The 15,825-nt window shown below is 72.2% G+C and carries 17 protein-coding genes and 1 pseudogene; 11 read left to right on the forward strand and 7 right to left on the reverse strand.

The features are described from left to right. Positions 1 to 306 (forward strand): DUF1416 domain-containing protein, encoded by a 306-nt coding sequence (locus HUO13_RS35775; protein ID WP_211899253.1) that lies wholly within the window; start codon positions 1 to 3, stop codon positions 304 to 306. 119 nt (positions 307 to 425) lie between these two features. Here the strand turns inward: HUO13_RS35775 and HUO13_RS35780 are convergent, their stop codons facing one another. After that, entirely contained in the window at positions 426 to 1,181 is a 756-nt protein-coding gene (locus tag HUO13_RS35780) for a class I SAM-dependent methyltransferase (RefSeq protein ID WP_211899254.1), read from the reverse strand. Positions 1,182 to 1,410: 229 nt separating this feature from the next. On the opposite strand from HUO13_RS35780, the gene HUO13_RS35785 reads away from it, so the two are divergent. Then, on the forward strand, positions 1,411 to 2,049 hold the full coding sequence (locus HUO13_RS35785) for an FABP family protein (RefSeq protein ID WP_211899255.1): 639 nt from the start codon (positions 1,411 to 1,413) through the stop codon (positions 2,047 to 2,049). A gap of 136 nt (positions 2,050 to 2,185) precedes the next feature. On the opposite strand, the gene HUO13_RS35790 is transcribed toward HUO13_RS35785, so the two are convergent. Then, positions 2,186 to 3,034 (reverse strand): aminodeoxychorismate lyase, encoded by an 849-nt coding sequence (locus HUO13_RS35790; protein WP_211899256.1) that lies wholly within the window; start codon positions 3,032 to 3,034, stop codon positions 2,186 to 2,188. Between the two features lie 122 nt (positions 3,035 to 3,156). On the opposite strand from HUO13_RS35790, the gene HUO13_RS35795 reads away from it, so the two are divergent. The 6 genes from HUO13_RS35795 (at position 3,157) to HUO13_RS35820 (ending at position 8,083) form a co-directional block, all read left to right on the forward strand. Continuing rightward, entirely contained in the window at positions 3,157 to 3,600 is a 444-nt protein-coding gene (locus tag HUO13_RS35795; protein ID WP_211899257.1) for a Fur family transcriptional regulator, read from the forward strand. After that, positions 3,597 to 4,739, forward strand: a complete 1,143-nt coding sequence (locus tag HUO13_RS35800) for a YgfZ/GcvT domain-containing protein (RefSeq protein WP_211899258.1) — start codon at positions 3,597 to 3,599, stop codon at positions 4,737 to 4,739. Before HUO13_RS35795 ends, HUO13_RS35800 begins: the two co-directional genes overlap by 4 nt. Positions 4,740 to 4,845: 106 nt before the next feature. Further along, positions 4,846 to 5,562, forward strand: coding sequence for a 3-keto-5-aminohexanoate cleavage protein (locus tag HUO13_RS35805; protein ID WP_211899259.1), 717 nt, complete (start codon positions 4,846 to 4,848; stop codon positions 5,560 to 5,562). Positions 5,563 to 5,629: 67 nt separating this feature from the next. After that, positions 5,630 to 6,190: an aerial mycelium formation protein gene (locus HUO13_RS35810; protein WP_211899260.1), complete on the forward strand. Its 561-nt coding sequence runs from the start codon at positions 5,630 to 5,632 to the stop codon at positions 6,188 to 6,190. Positions 6,191 to 6,242: 52 nt separating this feature from the next. Continuing rightward, entirely contained in the window at positions 6,243 to 7,193 is a 951-nt protein-coding gene (locus tag HUO13_RS35815) for an asparaginase (RefSeq protein WP_211899261.1), read from the forward strand. An 86-nt stretch (positions 7,194 to 7,279) separates the two neighbouring features. Beyond that, on the forward strand, positions 7,280 to 8,083 hold the full coding sequence (locus HUO13_RS35820; protein WP_211899262.1) for a methyltransferase domain-containing protein: 804 nt from the start codon (positions 7,280 to 7,282) through the stop codon (positions 8,081 to 8,083). Between the two features lie 104 nt (positions 8,084 to 8,187). Here HUO13_RS35820 and HUO13_RS35825 read toward each other — a convergent pair whose 3' ends face one another. Next, positions 8,188 to 9,072, reverse strand: coding sequence for a hypothetical protein (locus HUO13_RS35825; RefSeq protein ID WP_211899263.1), 885 nt, complete (start codon positions 9,070 to 9,072; stop codon positions 8,188 to 8,190). Between the two features lie 292 nt (positions 9,073 to 9,364). On the opposite strand from HUO13_RS35825, the gene HUO13_RS35830 reads away from it, so the two are divergent. Then, a complete protein-coding gene (locus HUO13_RS35830) occupies positions 9,365 to 9,544 on the forward strand; it encodes a DUF3073 domain-containing protein (protein ID WP_009949167.1) in 180 nt (59 codons plus the stop codon). Positions 9,545 to 10,302: 758 nt separating this feature from the next. Here the strand turns inward: HUO13_RS35830 and HUO13_RS35835 are convergent. Beyond that, positions 10,303 to 10,761, reverse strand: coding sequence for a DUF4396 domain-containing protein (locus tag HUO13_RS35835; RefSeq protein ID WP_211899264.1), 459 nt, complete (start codon positions 10,759 to 10,761; stop codon positions 10,303 to 10,305). A gap of 53 nt (positions 10,762 to 10,814) precedes the next feature. Between HUO13_RS35835 and HUO13_RS35840 the strand changes: the two genes are divergently transcribed. Together HUO13_RS35840 and HUO13_RS35845 are read left to right on the forward strand one after the other, a co-directional pair. Next, complete coding sequence (locus HUO13_RS35840) at positions 10,815 to 11,213, forward strand: DUF6153 family protein (protein ID WP_211899265.1); 399 nt, start codon at positions 10,815 to 10,817, stop codon at positions 11,211 to 11,213. Between the two features lie 72 nt (positions 11,214 to 11,285). Further along, positions 11,286 to 11,936: a DUF305 domain-containing protein gene (locus HUO13_RS35845; protein WP_211899266.1), complete on the forward strand. Its 651-nt coding sequence runs from the start codon at positions 11,286 to 11,288 to the stop codon at positions 11,934 to 11,936. A gap of 68 nt (positions 11,937 to 12,004) precedes the next feature. On the opposite strand, the gene purM is transcribed toward HUO13_RS35845, so the two are convergent. From purM to HUO13_RS38280, 3 genes and pseudogenes are all read right to left on the reverse strand, one after another. Further along, complete coding sequence (purM, locus tag HUO13_RS35850; protein ID WP_249124315.1) at positions 12,005 to 13,120, reverse strand: phosphoribosylformylglycinamidine cyclo-ligase; 1,116 nt, start codon at positions 13,118 to 13,120, stop codon at positions 12,005 to 12,007. Positions 13,121 to 13,230: 110 nt separating this feature from the next. Then, positions 13,231 to 14,754: an amidophosphoribosyltransferase gene (gene purF, locus HUO13_RS35855; protein ID WP_211903385.1), complete on the reverse strand. Its 1,524-nt coding sequence runs from the start codon at positions 14,752 to 14,754 to the stop codon at positions 13,231 to 13,233. A 224-nt stretch (positions 14,755 to 14,978) separates the two neighbouring features. Then, a pseudogene (locus HUO13_RS38280) lies at positions 14,979 to 15,784 on the reverse strand (helix-turn-helix transcriptional regulator). Between the last annotated feature and the right edge of the window lie 41 nt (positions 15,785 to 15,825).

The raw sequence follows: 15,825 nt of genomic DNA on the forward strand, positions 1-15,825 counted from the left end.
ATGAGCGCCAACGGATGCGGTGCGCCGCAGCAGGGCACCACGACGGTCGCCGCCGACACCGACCAGGTGGTGGTGACCGGCAAGGTGCGCGCCGGTGACCAGCCGGTGGGCGGTGCGTTCGTCCGGCTGCTGGACGGCTCCGGCGAGTTCACCGCCGAGGTCGTGTCGTCGGCCGAGGGCGAATTCACCTTCTACGCGGCGCCGGGCAGCTGGACCGTCCGCGCGCTGCACCGGGACGGCAAGGGCCAGGCCGACGTCTCGGCCGAGGGCCCGGGCGTCCACCCGGTGGACATCGCGGTGGCCTGACGGCTGGAGCAGGCCGAGAAGGGGCCGGTGCCGATCGCGGCACCGGCCCCTTCGGCGTCTCAGCGCCTGTTGTTTCCGCCACCGGAACCGCTGCGCGAGGTGAGTGCGCAGACAGGCACTCAGCGGCCCGCGGCGGCCTTGGAGTGCAGCAGCGCGAAGGCGCGCTCGTCGCGGTCCTGGGCCGCCGGGTCCGAGCCCTCGGTGCAGCCGACGGTGACGAAGTCGAGCACGTCCCAGCCGGTGCGGTCGAACAGCCTGCGCAGGCCGGTCTCGGAGAAGATCCAGAAGTTGGTGGCGTCGTTGTTGGCCTCCCGCGGGTCCAGCAGGTAGGCCACCGGCTGGTCCTTCAGCCGCGTCTGGTGGTCGGGGGCGAGCTGGGCGATCCGGGTGGAGACGAAGCACAGGTCGGCCCGCGCCGACAGCGCCTCCAGCACGTAGAACGGGTTCTTCAGGTGGTAGAGCAGCCCGAGGAAGAACACCGCGTGGTAGTGCTCGGCGGGCAGGTCGAACTGGCTGTCCAGGTCGATCTCGTGCACCCGCGTGGACGACGACAGCTCCTCCACCAGCCTGCGGGCGCCGCGCAGGCCGTTGAAGTTCGTCGGCGCGTTGTCGATCAGGTCGACCTGGCAGCCGAGCTCGGACTCCAGGAAGAAACCGAAGTCGCCGTCGGCCGCGCCGATGTCGGCGACGCGGCCGCCCGCGATGGAGTCGAACACCGAGCGCCGCGGCCCGGACAGCAGCGCGTCCAGGTGCAGGATGTTGGCCATCGTGTCGTACGGGTACCAGCCGAACTCGGCGGGCGCGATCTTCTCCTTGCGGGCGAGCAGGTCCTCCCGGTAGGCCAGCGCCCGCTCGCGCAGGGTGTCGAAGTCCATCAGTTCCGTCCAGTTCCTCACCTGATGCGTCGCCCCAGATCATGCCCGACGCCACACCCCACCGGGGCCTCGCGGTGGTTATCCTCTTGCACGTGGACCTGATTGCTTTCCTGCACTACTCGCTCGTCGGCATGCTCGGCCTCGCCACCATCGCGGTGCTGTGGTTCGCCTTCTACGTGGTGTACCGCCTCTACAACGACTGAGCTCCTGACCAGGTAACCTTCGTCCGATGACTTCGAGTGACCAGCCGGAGCGCGGCTCGGGCGACGCGGCCGTGCAGGCCGCCGCCGAGCGCGCCGAGCAGACCCGCGGGCGCAACGTCCCGCAGTTCGACGACCTGCCCGGCGTCGGCGACACCGCGAACCTGCGGCTCGGCGCGGAGCTGAACCAGGCGTGCCTGGCGCTGCTGCCGCTCGTCGGCGTGTGGCGCGGCGACGGCGAGGCCAAGCACCCTGCGCTGCCGGAGTCGTACTGGTTCCGCCAGCAGGTGACCTTCGCCCACGACGGGCGGCCGTTCGTGTTCTACGAGAGCCGCGCATGGCGCCTCGACCGCGAGGGCGGTGAGGTCGTCGCGCCCGACTTCCGCGAGGTCGGCTGGCTGCGCCCGCAGGCCGACGACACCATCGAGTTCCTGCTGGTGCACGCGGGTGGCGTCTCGGAGATGTTCTTCGGCAAGCCGCGCAACCAGACCACCTGGGAGTTCGCCACCGACGCGGTGATCCGCACGCCCAGCGCCGAGGACGCCACCGCCGCGAGCCGCCTCTACGGCGTCGTGGAGGGTGCGCTGGCCTACGTCGAGGAGCGCGCGACCTCCGAGCACGAGCTCCAGCCGCGCCTGTCGGCCAAGCTGGACCGCGTCGTCGGCTGATCCCCTCGGAACCCGCGAAGGGCCCGCTCGTGCGCGAGCGGGCCCTTCGTGCCGGCAGCCTGTCTTTGATCTTCGAAGCGGCACCGGCCGCTTGGCCCACCCTCGTGGTGAGTTCGAAGACAGCCGCCGAGCGGGCTCAGTAGTTCGACTCGTAGAGCTTGCTGAGCTCGGCGTGCAGGTCGGCGTCGGCGGCGATGCGGGTGCCGTCGACGGTGTGCACCTGGGTGAGCAGCCGGACGCTGGAGGCCAGCCAGAGCCCGTCGGCCCGCAGCAGCTCCTCGGCGGGGAAGGTCTCCACCCGGGTCTGCCAGCCCGCCTCCTCCGCGGCGCGGAACACCGCGCCCTGCGTGGTGCCCCGCAGGATGCCGGTGCTGGGCGGAGTGGTGTAGAGGGTGCGGCCCTTGGCGAGCACGACGGTGGAGGTCGGTCCCTCCAGGACCGTGCCGTCGGTGGCCACGAAGATGACCTCGTCGGCGCCTCGGGACTCAGCCTCCCGCATCGCGGCCATGTTGACCGCGTAGGACAGGGTCTTGGCCGACAGCAGCAGCCAGGGGGCGCGCTCCATCAGGTCGGGCGCGATGCCGCGGTCCAGGGTCGCCACGGACACGCCGTCCCGGCGCTTGCGGATCGTGTCCGGCCCGATCTGCATGCCCATCGCGAAAGCCGAGGGGGTGCCGTCACCGCCGTCGACGCCGCGCGAGCAGACCAGCTTGAGCGCCATCTGCCCGTCGGTCTCCCACGGCCAGTTGTCGATCACGGCGTCCACCGCGCGCTCCCACGCGGACCGCTCCGGCAGCCGCATCTCGAGCAGCCGGGCGGAGCGCTCCAGCCGGTCCAGGTGCGGCCCGAGCTCCCGCGGCTTGCGGTCGGCGACCAGGATCGTCTCGAAGACGCCGTCCCCGCGCATCACGCTGAGGTCGTCAGCGCGCAGCAGCGGCGCCTCCGGATCGGCCAGGGTCCCGTCTAGAAGTGCCAGTACGCGCATGAGCGCAGCCTAGGACCTCCGGCGCGATCCCGACCGGCGGCATCCGGCTGCGACCCGGTCCGCGGCTGCGCGGAGTTACGATCGATGAGGCCAAGCCGACGCGCCGAACACAGGAGCAGGCAGTGACAGACCGGGGATCGCTGCGCAGCACCCTGCACCAGCGCGGCATGCGGATGACCCCGCAGCGCCAGCTCGTGCTGGACGCGGTGCGCGAGCTGGAGCACGCCACGCCGGAGCAGGTCTGCAAACGGGTCCAGGGCACCGCCGCGACGATCAACATCACCACCGTCTACCGGGCGCTGGACCTGCTGGAGGAGCTCGGGCTGGTCCGCCACACCCACCTCGGGCACGGCGCACCCACCTACTCGGTCGAAGAGCACGAGCACGTGCACCTGGTGTGCCACCGCTGCGACGACATCGACGAGGTCCCGACCGAGCTGCTCGGCGACCTCGCCGACCGGCTCGACGCGGCGCGCGGCTTCACCCTGGACGCCACGCACCTGGCGTTGTCCGGTGTGTGCCGCAAGTGCCGCGAAGCAACCCCCCACGTCGAGGAGCGTCGATGAACTCACCCTTGCTGGAGCTGCCCGGCGCGGTCCCGCCGCCGGACGACTCGGCGGACCCCGGAGTGCCGTGGCACTTCGGCGACCCGTTCGCCGAGCAGCGCTCCGCGACCAGGTCGGCCGTGGTGGTCGACCGGTCGCACCGGCAGGTGATCGCGGTGCCCGGCGAGGAGCGGCTGAGCTGGCTGCACCTGGTCCTGTCGCAGCACATGACCGAGCTCCCGGACGGCCGGGCCACCGAGGCGCTGGTGCTGGACAGCCACGGCCACGTCGACTGCCACGTGATGGTCGCCCACCACGAGGGCGTCGTGTACCTGGACACCGAGCCGGGCGCGCAGGCGACCAGCGCGTTGCCGAGCCTCGGCGTGGACGGCAGGCAGTCGCTGCTGGAGTACCTGGAGGCGATGCGGTTCTGGTCCAAGGTCGAGCCGCGCGACGCGAGCGAGGAGTTCGCGCTGCTGTCGGTCATCGGCCCGGACGCCGCCCAGCTCCTGTCGAAGTTCGCGACCGTCCCGTCCGGAGGCGACGAGGTCGCCGGCCTGCCGGGCGGCGGGTTCGTCCGGACGGTCCCGTTCCGCGGGCTGTTCACCGCCGACCTGGTGGTGCCGCGCGCGGACCTGGTCGAGTGGTGGACGAAGCTGACCGACGCGGGCGTGCGTCCGGCCGGGACGATGGCCTACGACGCGCTGCGGGTCGAGGCGCTGCGTCCGAGGGTCGGATTCGAGACCGACGACCGCGCGATCCCGCACGAACTGGGCTGGGTGCACGTCGCCGCACACGTTGCCAAGGGCTGCTACCGCGGTCAGGAGACCGTGTCCAAGGTGCACAACGTCGGCAAGCCGCCGCGGCGGATGGTGCTGCTGCACCTGGACGGCTCGGTGGAGATCCGGCCGGAGACCGGTGATCCGGTGTGGCACGGGGAGCGCAAGGTCGGCCGGGTCGGGACGGTGGTCCTGCACCACGAGCTGGGCCCGGTCGCGCTGGCGCTGCTCAAGCGCACCGCACCGGTGGACACCGAGCTGGTGGCGGGCGACCCGGAGCAGGACCGGGCGGTAGCCGCGGCCGTCGACCCCGACTCGGTCCCGCCGGACACCGGCGAGCCGCCGGGGAGGATCGCCGCGCAGGGCCTGAAGGGCCGCTGATCATCCGCCGCGCGCCCGCGCCGGCCGCCGCCCGGCGCCGCCGGTGGAGCCGAGTGGTGCGGACGATCCCCGCGCGCCGGGGCCGCGCTGTGCCAGTATCGACGGCATGACAGCTCTGCCGAACGGCACGGTCCTGTCCGTGGCACCGACGGGGGTGCACTCCGCCGACGACGTACCGGGTCTGCCGGTCTCGCCGGAGGAGGTCGCCCGCTCGGTGGCCGACTGCGAGCGCGTCGGCGCGTCGGTGGTCGACCTGTTCCCGCGGGCCGACACCGTCCTCGCCGACGTGGTGATGGCGGTGCGGGAGCGGTCGACGCAGCTCATCCGCATCACCGCGCACGCCCGGTCCGAGCCGCTGGGCGCGCTGCTGGACTCCGGAGCCGACATCGTCGTCTGCCCGCTCGGCGCACCCGACGGGTTCGCCGACGACCTCCGGGCGCGGGCCGCCGCGCTGGGCACGGCCGTCCACTACGAGGCGACCAGCCTCGACGAGCTGCGCAAGCTGCCCCCGGACGCCTCGCACGTGGTGCTGGTGTTTGACGGGCAGGGTATGCCTGGTGACGTGCGGACGTTCTCGGCGGCGCTGGATCTGCTGCCCGAAGGGGTCTCCTACACCGCGGCCGGTGCGGGAGACGCGAGCATGCCGGTGATGCTGGCGGCGCTCGCCGCGGGCGGTCACCTGCGGGTCGGGCTGGCCGACACCACCGAGTACGCCGAGGACACCCCGGCCCGCGACAACGCGCAGCTCGTCGCGCGTGCCGCCGGACTGGCCAAGATCGCCCAACGACCTCCGCTGGCCGACGCCGCGGAGGTCCTCACCTGACAGCAGTGCCCGGACGAGGTCAGCGGAAGTGCTGGCGGGTACGCACGAGTTACCGGAGGATGGACACGTGATCGAAGTCCGCCCGGGTGGACGGCGCCGAATCGACAGGGTCCTGTCCCCGGATTACGCCAGTGGCATCGAGGAACGCGAGCTGGGCGAGGTCCGCGGGCTTCGCGACGAGGCCGCGCAGGAGGAGACCGACCTCTCCTACCTGCGCAGGGTGCTGCACGCGCGGATCGACATCGTGCGCGCAGAGCAGCGCAGGCGGCGCGATGGCGGCTCCGCCTCGGTGGTCGAGCAGCTGGTCAACATCCTGTCCGACAACGCGGTCGGCCCGGCCGCCGGTTCCGGGCGGTACCAGACGATCGAGCCGTCGCGGGCCGAGGCGCACCGCAGGCACGTCGAGGCGCTGGTCTCCGACGTCGACCTCTCCGACGTGATGTCGCTGTCGGACGCCAAGCTCGACACCACGCTGCACCACTACACCGCCGAGGAGGACTCGGTGTCGGCGCGGCGCCGCGAGGTGCAGCAGGTCGTCGACCGGCTCAACGCCGAGATCGCCCGCCGCTACCGGGAGGGCGCGGCCTCGGTCGACCAGCTCCTGGCGGAGGAACGCGACAAGTCGTGAGGACCGGCGGGCCGGTGGACCCGGCCGAACCACCGACCCACCGGGTCCGGTCGTGAACCGCCCGGTCCCGCTGGTCGAGGTCGTCCGCGACGGCATGCGCGAGGGCCTGCACCACGGCTCGGTCGTCGTGCTGGGCTCCGACGGCTCGGTTCTGCGCGCGGTGGGCGATGTGGACTCGCCGATGTACCCGCGCTCCTCGAACAAGCCCGCGCAGGTCGTCGGCATGCTGCGGGCGGGGCTGGAGCTGCCCGACGACGCCGACGTCGCGCTCGCCGCCGCGTCCCACAACGGCGAGCCCGACCACGTCCGGCGCGCCCGGGAAGTGCTGCGCCGGCACGGTCTCGCCGAGGACGCGCTCGGTTGCCCACCGGACTGGCCCTTGCTCGACAGCGCGAGGGACGAGCTGATCGCTTCGGGCCACGGCAAGCGGCCGATCACCATGAACTGCTCGGGGAAGCACGCGGCGATGCTCGCCACGTGCGTCCTGCGCGGCTGGTCCACTGAGGACTACCTGGATCCGCGGCACCCGTTGCAGGTGGCGTTGTGCGAAACCGTGGCGGATCTGTGCGGTGGGCAGGTGCGGGTGACCGCAGTGGACGGTTGCGGCGCGCCGCTGTTCGCGATGCCGCTCACCGGATTGGCACGCATGTTCCGGAATCTGGCCCTCAGCGGCGATCTCGGCCGCCGCGTGGCGGACGCGATGCGCGGCCACCCCTGGCTCGTCGCGGGGACCGGCAGGCTGGACACGGAGCTGATGCGGGCGGTCCCGGGTCTGCTGTCCAAAGAGGGCGCGGAGGGCGTCTTCGCCTTCGCACTGCCTGATGGGTGTGCGGTCGCGGTGAAGATCGCCGACGGAGCGGCCCGCGGCAGGGCACCGGTGGCCGTCGGGGCGCTGCGTGCGTTCGGCGTGGACGGCCCCGCGCTCGACGCGCTGGGCGAACCGCCGGTGCTCGGCGGAGGCCGGCCGGTCGGCGCCGCACGCCTGCTCCCGGACGTCTTCTGACCCACCGCGACACTTCCGCCACCAGCGCCTGGCGATCTAACGTGTTCGCATGTTGACACGATCGTTTCACATTTCGGGACGCGCCCATGTGCGCTGATCAGTACACCCACGGACACCACGAGAGCGTGCTGCGGTCGCATCGCTGGCGCACGGCGGAGAACTCGGCGGCCTACCTGATCCCGCACCTGCGGTCCGGCCAGGACGTCCTCGACGTCGGCTGCGGGCCGGGAACGATCACAGTGGACCTCGCCGGGCTGGTCGGCCCCGGCACGGTCCTCGGCGTCGACAACGTCGACGAACCGCTGCGGACCGCGCGGGCCGAGGCCGAAGCGCGAGGCACCGCCAACGTCGCGTTCCGCACCGCCGACGTCTACCACCTGCCGTTCCCCGACGACTCCTTCGACGTCGTGCACGCCCACCAGGTGCTGCAACACCTCACCGACCCGGTCGCCGCTCTCCGTGAGATGCGCCGGGTGTGCCGGTCCGGCGGCGTCGTGGCCGCACGCGACGCCGACTACGGCGGCATGCGCTGGTCACCCGACAACAGCGGGCTGGCCGACTGGCTCGACCTCTACCGCCGCGTGGCGCACCACAACGACGCCTACCCCGACGGCGGCCGGATGCTCAAGGGCTGGGCGCTGGAGGCCGGCTTCACCGATGTCACCTGCACCGCGACGGCGTGGTGCTTCGCGACGCCGGAGGAACGGGCGTGGTGGGGCGGCCTGTGGGCGGACCGGGTCCGCATGTCGTCCTTCGCCGAGCAGGCCGTCACCGCCGGACTGGCCACGCGGGAGCGGCTCGACGAGCTGGCCGCCGCGTGGCACGAGTGGACCGAGGCCGCCGACGGCTGGTTCGCCGTCCTCAACGGCGAGATCATCTGCCGCCCCTAGGGATCGCTCATGGACGTTCACGATGTCGGCGATCCCGGATTGACAAGGCTTCCGAGGTTCTGAAGAGTTCCCCGAGATGGTCGGCAGCAGCGCCGCCGCGTCGCTCAGTTGTAGCGCTCGCGGGCGGCGAACTCGGACCAGAAGTCGCGCAGGGCCTCGTAGCGCTCGCCGACCTCGCCCGCGTCACCGGACTCCATCGCGTCGACGATCGCGTGCACGTCCTCGGCCGAGGTGTCGGCCATCAGGTCGCTGTCGCTCATCATCTGCACCAGGCCGCCGTAGTCCAGCTCGACGGCGGAGTGCGGGTGGAAGCGCTCCAGCCAGCGGCCGGTCTCCCGCAGGATCTTGGTCGGACCCTCCTCGCCGAGCGACTCCCGCGCCACCGAGTGCGCCCGCGCGACCCGGCGGCGCGCGTCGGCCATCGGAGCCCGCCAGGAGACCCGCTTGCGGCTGCCGTCCGCCGAGGCGACCAGCCTGCGCTCGGTGGGGTCGACCAACACGAACCAGGGCAGCGGGACCGTCCACGTCGACGACAGCACGTGCACCGCCTTGCCCGCGAGCTCCCCGACCACCGCGCTGGCGTGGACCCTGGCCTTCTCCACCGGCAACGACAGCACCGCCGAGCGCAGCGGGATCTCGGCGTCACCGAGGAAACCGACCAGCGCCGCGGCCGACCGGCCGCGCAGGTCCATCGGGCACACCAGCGGGCCGGGTCCCACGGTGGCGGCCGGTCCGGTGGGGACGTCCTCCGGCTCCAGGACCATGACCTCCCGCGCCTCCAGCGCATGTCCGTCCGGCGACTCGCCGGGCAGCAGCCGGGGCGGCGCGGCGACCTGGCTGCGCAACCACACGTCCTGTTCGCGGACCCCCGCCTCGAAGGGCTCCACCGGGCTGTTGCGCACCGCGGAGGCCAGCGCCTCGCGCAGCGGGGAGTCGAATGAGGACAGGGGTTCGTACACCCTCAGGTAGGCGACGAACGGCTCTGGCACAGCGAGCATCGTCCCATGCCCGGTGAGGACGGCTTCGGCAGGCCGCCGAGGCGCCCCGCGAGCCCCGGACCGACCGGCCGGAAGGTCCGCGAACAGCGCCCCGGCGGCACCGCGCCGACCCGCACCGACGGGGTGGGGCGTACGTCACCGACGACACGTGGACTCAGTGCAGGCACCACGTCGCATCGAACCGCATCGACACGGTACGGTAGTTACAGGAAAAGTTGTCGAGATCATGCGGGGCCGCCGTTCCCCTGGCCGCCCCGCGCACCCTGCGCGAGGGGGTCGAGCCATGGGGCGCGGCCGGGCTAAGGCCAAGCAGACGAAGGTGGCCCGCGAGCTTAAATACAGCTCCCCCGCCATGGACGTCGAGGCGTTGCAGCGCGAGCTGTCCTCGGAGTCACCTGGCGAGCGGTCCGACGAGGACCGCGACGACTCATACGACGACGGGTACGACGACTACCGGCGTTGACGCACAACTCCACCGAGTGAGCAGCACGCAGGTGCTGCTCACTCGGTGGTCTGTGCTGCCGGAAGCCGCCGTGATCCAACCCGTGGCGGGTGGGTTGACGAGCTGTGGTCACCACATGCCCGTCCGGTGTGCGGCGATGAGCTCCACGACGCACACCCGACGGGCATGAACATCCCTATTCGAATCCGACGACCGACGTGAGTGGCGCCGCCAACCCGGCGACCGCCGCTCGCGTCGATGTCGTGCCCAGGGATCGAACGCCTTGCGGGCAAGGCCAAGCGCAGCGCGGCCAAGGCACCTGAAGCGGATCGGCACTGCCGGCGACGGAACTCCCGTTCCCAGCGGCAATCCCGCGCACGGTGCAGCCGTCACGCAGCAAGCGCACTCTCCACCCGCAAGTGGGCCAGAGCAGCGGATGAAGGCATCCGAGCCGGGAAAAGCCGTTTCGAGCCCGGAAGACGTTGGGGCTGGTCGAAACCCAGGCCGGGAACGCTCAACAAGCTGAAGGAGCACCGGGCAAAGCGACCACCGCACCGTGGGGGCCTGCGGGGGCTCGGCCCCCGCAAGGAAAAGAGGCCCGAGCGAAGGCGCGCAGCGCCGAAGAAGCGAGGGCCGGTGTGCGGGCCGCCTCTCGGCGGGTGGCTCTGCAAGGCTCCAGCCGAACGGTATTCCAAGCAGGCGCTTGTTGGAGCCCGGGGGCACGCGCACACCGGCGCCCCGTACAACGGCCGGGCGCGGCGGATGATTCCCGGTGCGGTTCAGTCGTTGTGGTGAACGTGGTGGACGACGGCGTGGCCCTTGCCACGGCCGATCATCCACTTGTTCAGCGGCCAGGTCACCACGAACGCGACCGCCAGCGAGAACGCCAGCGCCGCCCAGAACAGCACCGACAGCGGCCCGGCGTCCATCGCGCCGGGAACGATGACCATGACCGCGTTGTCCACGATCTCCATGACCGTGATGGACAGCGTGTCGGCGGCCAGCGCGAGCTTGAGAGCGGCGGCGAGGCCGACTCCGGTGCGCAGGACGCCGCGCATGGTTAGCGCGTAGCCGAACACGAACGCGAGGACGACCGCGAGCACGATGGTCGTGGCGTCGTGCAGTCCGAGTGCGGTGCCGATCACCATGCCGAGGACCTCGCCGATCGCGCAGCCGGTCAGGCAGTGCAAGGTCGCCGATGCGGCCACCGACCAGGAAGCCTTGGACGCCGTCGTCATGAGCTCACCCCCGCACCCGGCAACGCTTACCCCCTGGGGGTAAATTCCCGGACATGCGGACGAACCGGCGAGGCGGCGGGCTGACCCGCCTTGTCCTCATCGCGCTCGTCCTGTTCGGCGTCGTTGCCATGCACCAGCTTCCGGTGCCGCACGAGGCGCCGCCACCGACCGCCGTGGAGCACGTCCACAGCGCGCACGACGCGCAACAGCAGCACCACGAGCGGTCGAGCTCGGACTGCTGCGACATGCGGGGCTCCGGCCACTCCTCCCTCCACCTGTGCCTGGCGATCATCGCCGCCGCCGCGCTGGGGCTACTGGCGCTGTGGTGGGCGGGAACCGCCCGCCCGTTCCGGCGCACGCTGTTCCACCGGCTCATCGACGGCAGGCGGCGGCACCTCCCGCCGCCCTGCGTGGTTCCCGACATCTACCGCCTGCGGGTGCTCCGGCTGTGACGGGTCAGGCCGGTCCGGTTCCCACCGGACCGGAGCCCGGACACGCCTGAGTTCAACCCGAGGAGACTTCTGATGAGCACGCGCTCATTGGCCGCCGCGATGGTGGCCGCTTCCGCACTGTTCGCCGCCGGTTGCGCGACCGGGGCCCAGACCCAGACACCACCCGCCGCTCCGCAACAGCAGCAGAGCGCCTTCAACCAGGCAGACGTCGCGTTCGCCCAGGGCATGGTTCCGCACCACCGGCAGGCGATCGAGATGGCCGACCAGGTGCCGAGTCGTACCACCGACCCCGCCGTCGTCAGCCTCGCGGACCGCATCCGCGCCGCACAGCAGCCCGAGATCGACCAGTTGGGCGGATGGCTGGCGGCGTGGGGCGCGGCCGGGAGCGGTGGTCACGAAGGCCACGACCCGGGCGGGCAGCCCGCGCAGGGGCACGGCGAGCACGGCCGGCCCGGCCACGCCGGGGAGTCCGGCGACGGCATGGGTCACGACATGGCCGGGATGATGAGCGCCGACGACATGCGGGTGCTGGAACAGGCCCGCGGCCCGGCGTTCGACGAGATGTGGCTGCGGATGATGATCGAGCACCACCGCGGCGCCGTGGACATGGCCGCGACCGAGCTGCGGGACGGCCGGAACCCCGACGCCAGGGCGATGGCCCAGCGGATCATCGACTCGCAGCAGGCCGAGATCGACGAGATGACGGCGCTGCTGCAGCGCTGACGAAACACCGATCGGGCCTGCACGGACTCCGCGCGGGCCCGACCGGTCGCGTCAGGTGGAGGCCCGGGTCAGAACCGGGGGTGGTTGCCGCGCAGGACGACGCGGTCGTGCTCGCCGGCCTCCTCGACCGTCGGCTGCTTGGCGACCTCGCCCAGCACCCACGCGGGGACGTGGCGGGCGGTGAGCACCGCCAGCGCGCGGTCGACGTCCTCGGCGGTGACCACGGCGACCATGCCGACGCCCATGTTGAACGTCTGCTCCATCTCCGAGGTCTCGACCCGGCCGCGCTGGGCGATCAGCCGGAACACCGGGTCCGGCGTCCAGGTGCCGCGGTCGAGCACGGCCGTCAGGCCCTCCGGGATGACCCGGGCGAGATTCGCCGCCAGGCCACCACCGGTGACGTGCGCGAACGTGCGGACTTCGGCCTCGGCGGCCAGCGCGAGGCAGTCCTTGGCGTAGATGCGGGTGGGTTCGAGAAGTTCCTCGCCGAGCGTGCGGCCGAACTCCTCGACGTGCCCGGACAGCGGCATCCGCGCGATGTCCAGCAGCACCTTCCTGGCCAGCGAGTACCCGTTGGAGTGCAGGCCGGAGGAACCCATCGCGATCACCACGTCGCCGGGGCGCACGCGGTCCGGGCCGAGCATCGAGTCGGCCTCGACCACGCCGACGCCGGTCGCCGACACGTCGTACTCGCCCTCGCTCATCAGCCCGGGGTGCTCGGCGGTCTCGCCGCCCAGCAGCGCGCAGCCTGCCTGCACGCAGCCCTCCGAGATGCCCTTGACCACGGCCGCCACCCGCTCCGGAACCACCTTGCCGACGGCGATGTAGTCCTGCAGGAACAGCGGTTCGGCACCGCAGACGACCAGGTCGTCGACGACCATGGCCACCAGGTCGATGCCGATGGTGTCGTGCAGGTCGAGCGCGTGCGCGACGGCGAGCTTGGTGCCCACGCCGTCGGTGGAGGAGGCCAGCACGGGCTCCTTCCAGCGGTCCAGCTTGAGCTGGAACAGCCCGGCGAAGCCGCCGAGCGAGCCCAGCACCTCGGGCCGGGTCGCGCGCTGGGCCCAGGGCTTGATCAGCTCGACGGCCTGGTCACCCGCCTCGATGCTCACGCCCGCCGCGGCATAGGTGGCGGACGGTTGCTCGTTGTTCACGCTCGACCCCGACAGCAGGTCTTCGGACACGACTGGCTCCACATCTGGTGCGAGTTTGCGATTCGCCGGACGCGCGACTGTGTAGCACGACCCACGCTACGCGCGTCAGGCGAACCCCTGAGGTATCTGACCGGCCCGGATCAGGGCCGGCGCAGGGCGTCGGCCGCCCCGTAGCCCGCGGGCTGGACCGGCTCCGCCGGCCCGGAGAGCCCCCTGTCCCCCATGCCTTCCAGGAGGTACTTGCCGATCTTGGCGTCCTCGGGCAGCGGGATCGGGTACTCGCCGTCGAAGCACGCCGCGCACAGCCGGGTGCGCGGCTGCTCGGTCGCCGCGATCAGCCCATCGAGCGACACGTGACCGAGGCTGTCCGCCCCGATCGAGCGGCGCACGCCGTCGAGGTCGAGGCCGTTGGCGATCAGCTCCGCGCGGGAGGCGAAGTCGATGCCGTAGAAGCAGGGCCACTTGACCGGCGGCGAAGCGATGCGGACGTGCACCTCGATGGCGCCCGCCTCGCGCAGCATGCGCACCAGGGCGCGCTGGGTGTTGCCGCGCACGATGGAGTCGTCGACCACGACCAGCCGCTTGCCGCGGATGACCTCGCGCAGCGGGTTCAGCTTCAGCCGGATGCCGAGCTGGCGGATGGTCTGCGACGGCTGGATGAAGGTCCGCCCGACGTAGGCGTTCTTGACCAGCCCGTTGCCGTAGGGGATGCCGGAGGCCTGCGCGTAGCCGATCGCGGCGGGCGTGCCGGACTCCGGGACCGGGATGACCAGGTCGGCCTCGACCGGGTGCTCGGCGGCGAGCTTGCGGCCGATCTCGACGCGGGTGCTGTGCACGGACCGGCCGGAGATGGTGGTGTCGGGCCGGGCCAGGTAGACGTACTCGAAGACGCAGCCCTTCGGCTTCGGGTTGGCGAAGTGCGAGGAGCGCAGGCCGTCGGCGTCGATGGCCAGCAGCTCGCCCGGCTCGACCTCGCGCACGAAGGAGGCGCCCACTATGTCCAGCGCCGCCGTCTCGCTGGCCACGACCCAGCCGCGCTCCAGCCTGCCGAGCACCAGCGGGCGCACGCCCTGCGGGTCGCGGGCGGCGTAGAGGGTCGACTCGTCGGCGAAGACCATCGAGAACGCCCCGCGCACGGTCGGGAACAGCTCCATCGCCGCCTGCTCGATGCCCTTGTCGGCGGCGTGCGCGGCGAGCAGCCCGCACACCAGGTCGGAGTCGCTGGTGGCGCGGTCGCAGCCGTTGGCGGGCGAGGAGGTGTTCGCCGAGGAGTCCACGCCCTCGGCCGCCACGCGCTCCTGCAGCTCGGCGGTGTTGACCAGGTTGCCGTTGTGGCCCAGCGCCAGGCCGCTGCCGGTCGCGGTGGTGCGGAAGGTGGGCTGCGCGTTCTCCCAGGATCCGCCGCCGGTGGTGGAGTAGCGGGCGTGCCCGACTGCGACGTGGCCGCGCAGCGAGGCCAGCACCTGCTCGTTGAACACCTGGCTGACCAGGCCGAGATCCTTGTAAACCAGCACCTGCGAGCCGTCGCCGACGGCGATGCCCGCCGCCTCCTGGCCGCGGTGCTGGAGGGCGAACAGTCCGTAGAAGGTCAGTTTGGCGACTTCCTCGCCCGGCGCCCACACGCCGAACACGCCGCACTCCTCGCGCGGGACGTCCTGCTCCAGCGGGTCGGCTGCCGATGGCGCCGGTGGCTGGGGTGCCGGGGAAGTCGGGGACGTGCTGACTGTCAGGTCCGGGTCGGGCCGGTCGGTGACCACCGAGAACTCCCTGGGGACGGAGCCGGAGTTACACCTCATTGTAAGGCGTTCGTGTCCTGCCGTTCTCCGAAGCCCCGTTGAGGCTGGTCACAGCACGGGCAGTGGCGGCTCGTGACCGGTATCGCAGGCCGTCACCCCCGGCGCCCTCCGAGCAGGTGGCGGAAGGCGCGCTCGGCGCGGGAGCCGGGTTTCGGCCGTGATGAAGACGATCTGCTGGTCGTCGTCGTGGACCGGCAGCACGTCGCAGTTGACGCGGAGCCGCCCGGCCCCGGGATGGTGATCACCTTCGTGCGGTGACCGGGTGCGTGCACGGGAAGGGTGCCCCAGAGCTCGCGGAACTCCTCGCTGTTCGCACGCAGCTCCGCCAGCAGGCGGGACAGCCGTTCGTCGCCCGGGTAGCGGGCGCCCGCGGCCCGCAGGCGTGCCGCCGCGATCCGGCCGAACTCCTCCGACCCGGAGCTCTCGCGGTTCCCGAGCCGCAGGAAGTGCCGCCGGGCCAGGTTCGGCTCCCCGCGCAGGTCGCCAGGAGGGCGTCGGCGAGGGGGTTCCAGGCGATGACGTCGTACGTGGCGTCGGTGACGACGGCCCCCGCGTCCGGCATGCGGTGCGGCATCTCGGCGACGTGCGGCCGGACGCGGCGGACGGGGCGGGCGGGCGGTGCCGCGCTCGCACCGGCCAGCCGGAAGAGGTGCGCGCGCTCGGCAGGCGGGAGCCGGAGGGCGTCCGCGAGCGCCTCCAGGACGTGCTGCGACGGCCGCGGGCCGCGCGCCTGCTCCAGGCGGACGCAGTAGTCGACGGACATGTTGGCCAGGAGGGCGACCTCCTCGCGGCGCAGCCCCGGGGTGCGGCGGTTCCCTCCGGCGGGCAGGCCGACGCGCGCCGGGTCGAGCCGCGTCCGCCTGGTGCGCAGGAAGTGCGCGAGTTCCGTCCGTGTCATACCGCCTCCTCACGAGCTCCGGGGAGGATCGTCCGTACCTG

The sequence above is a fragment of the Saccharopolyspora erythraea genome (assembly GCF_018141105.1).
In the GTDB taxonomy this organism is placed as follows: Bacteria; Actinomycetota; Actinomycetes; order Mycobacteriales; family Pseudonocardiaceae; genus Saccharopolyspora_D; species Saccharopolyspora_D erythraea_A.

Bases quoted from the DNA above. Each gene is read 5' to 3' on its own strand.
- HUO13_RS35775 (WP_211899253.1), top strand. From the start codon at position 1: ATGAGCGCCAACGGATGCGGTGCGCCGCAGCAGGGCACCACGACGGTC.
- HUO13_RS35790 (WP_211899256.1), bottom strand. From the start codon at position 3,034: ATGCGCGTACTGGCACTTCTAGACGGGACCCTGGCCGATCCGGAGGCG.
- HUO13_RS35820 (WP_211899262.1), top strand. From the start codon at position 7,280: ATGTGCGCTGATCAGTACACCCACGGACACCACGAGAGCGTGCTGCGG.
- HUO13_RS35780 (WP_211899254.1), bottom strand. From the start codon at position 1,181: ATGGACTTCGACACCCTGCGCGAGCGGGCGCTGGCCTACCGGGAGGAC.
- HUO13_RS35845 (WP_211899266.1), top strand. From the start codon at position 11,286: ATGAGCACGCGCTCATTGGCCGCCGCGATGGTGGCCGCTTCCGCACTG.
- HUO13_RS35800 (WP_211899258.1), top strand. From the start codon at position 3,597: ATGAACTCACCCTTGCTGGAGCTGCCCGGCGCGGTCCCGCCGCCGGAC.
- HUO13_RS35830 (WP_009949167.1), top strand. From the start codon at position 9,365: ATGGGGCGCGGCCGGGCTAAGGCCAAGCAGACGAAGGTGGCCCGCGAG.
- HUO13_RS35840 (WP_211899265.1), top strand. From the start codon at position 10,815: ATGCGGACGAACCGGCGAGGCGGCGGGCTGACCCGCCTTGTCCTCATC.
- HUO13_RS35835 (WP_211899264.1), bottom strand. From the start codon at position 10,761: ATGACGACGGCGTCCAAGGCTTCCTGGTCGGTGGCCGCATCGGCGACC.
- HUO13_RS35785 (WP_211899255.1), top strand. From the start codon at position 1,411: ATGACTTCGAGTGACCAGCCGGAGCGCGGCTCGGGCGACGCGGCCGTG.
- HUO13_RS35805 (WP_211899259.1), top strand. From the start codon at position 4,846: ATGACAGCTCTGCCGAACGGCACGGTCCTGTCCGTGGCACCGACGGGG.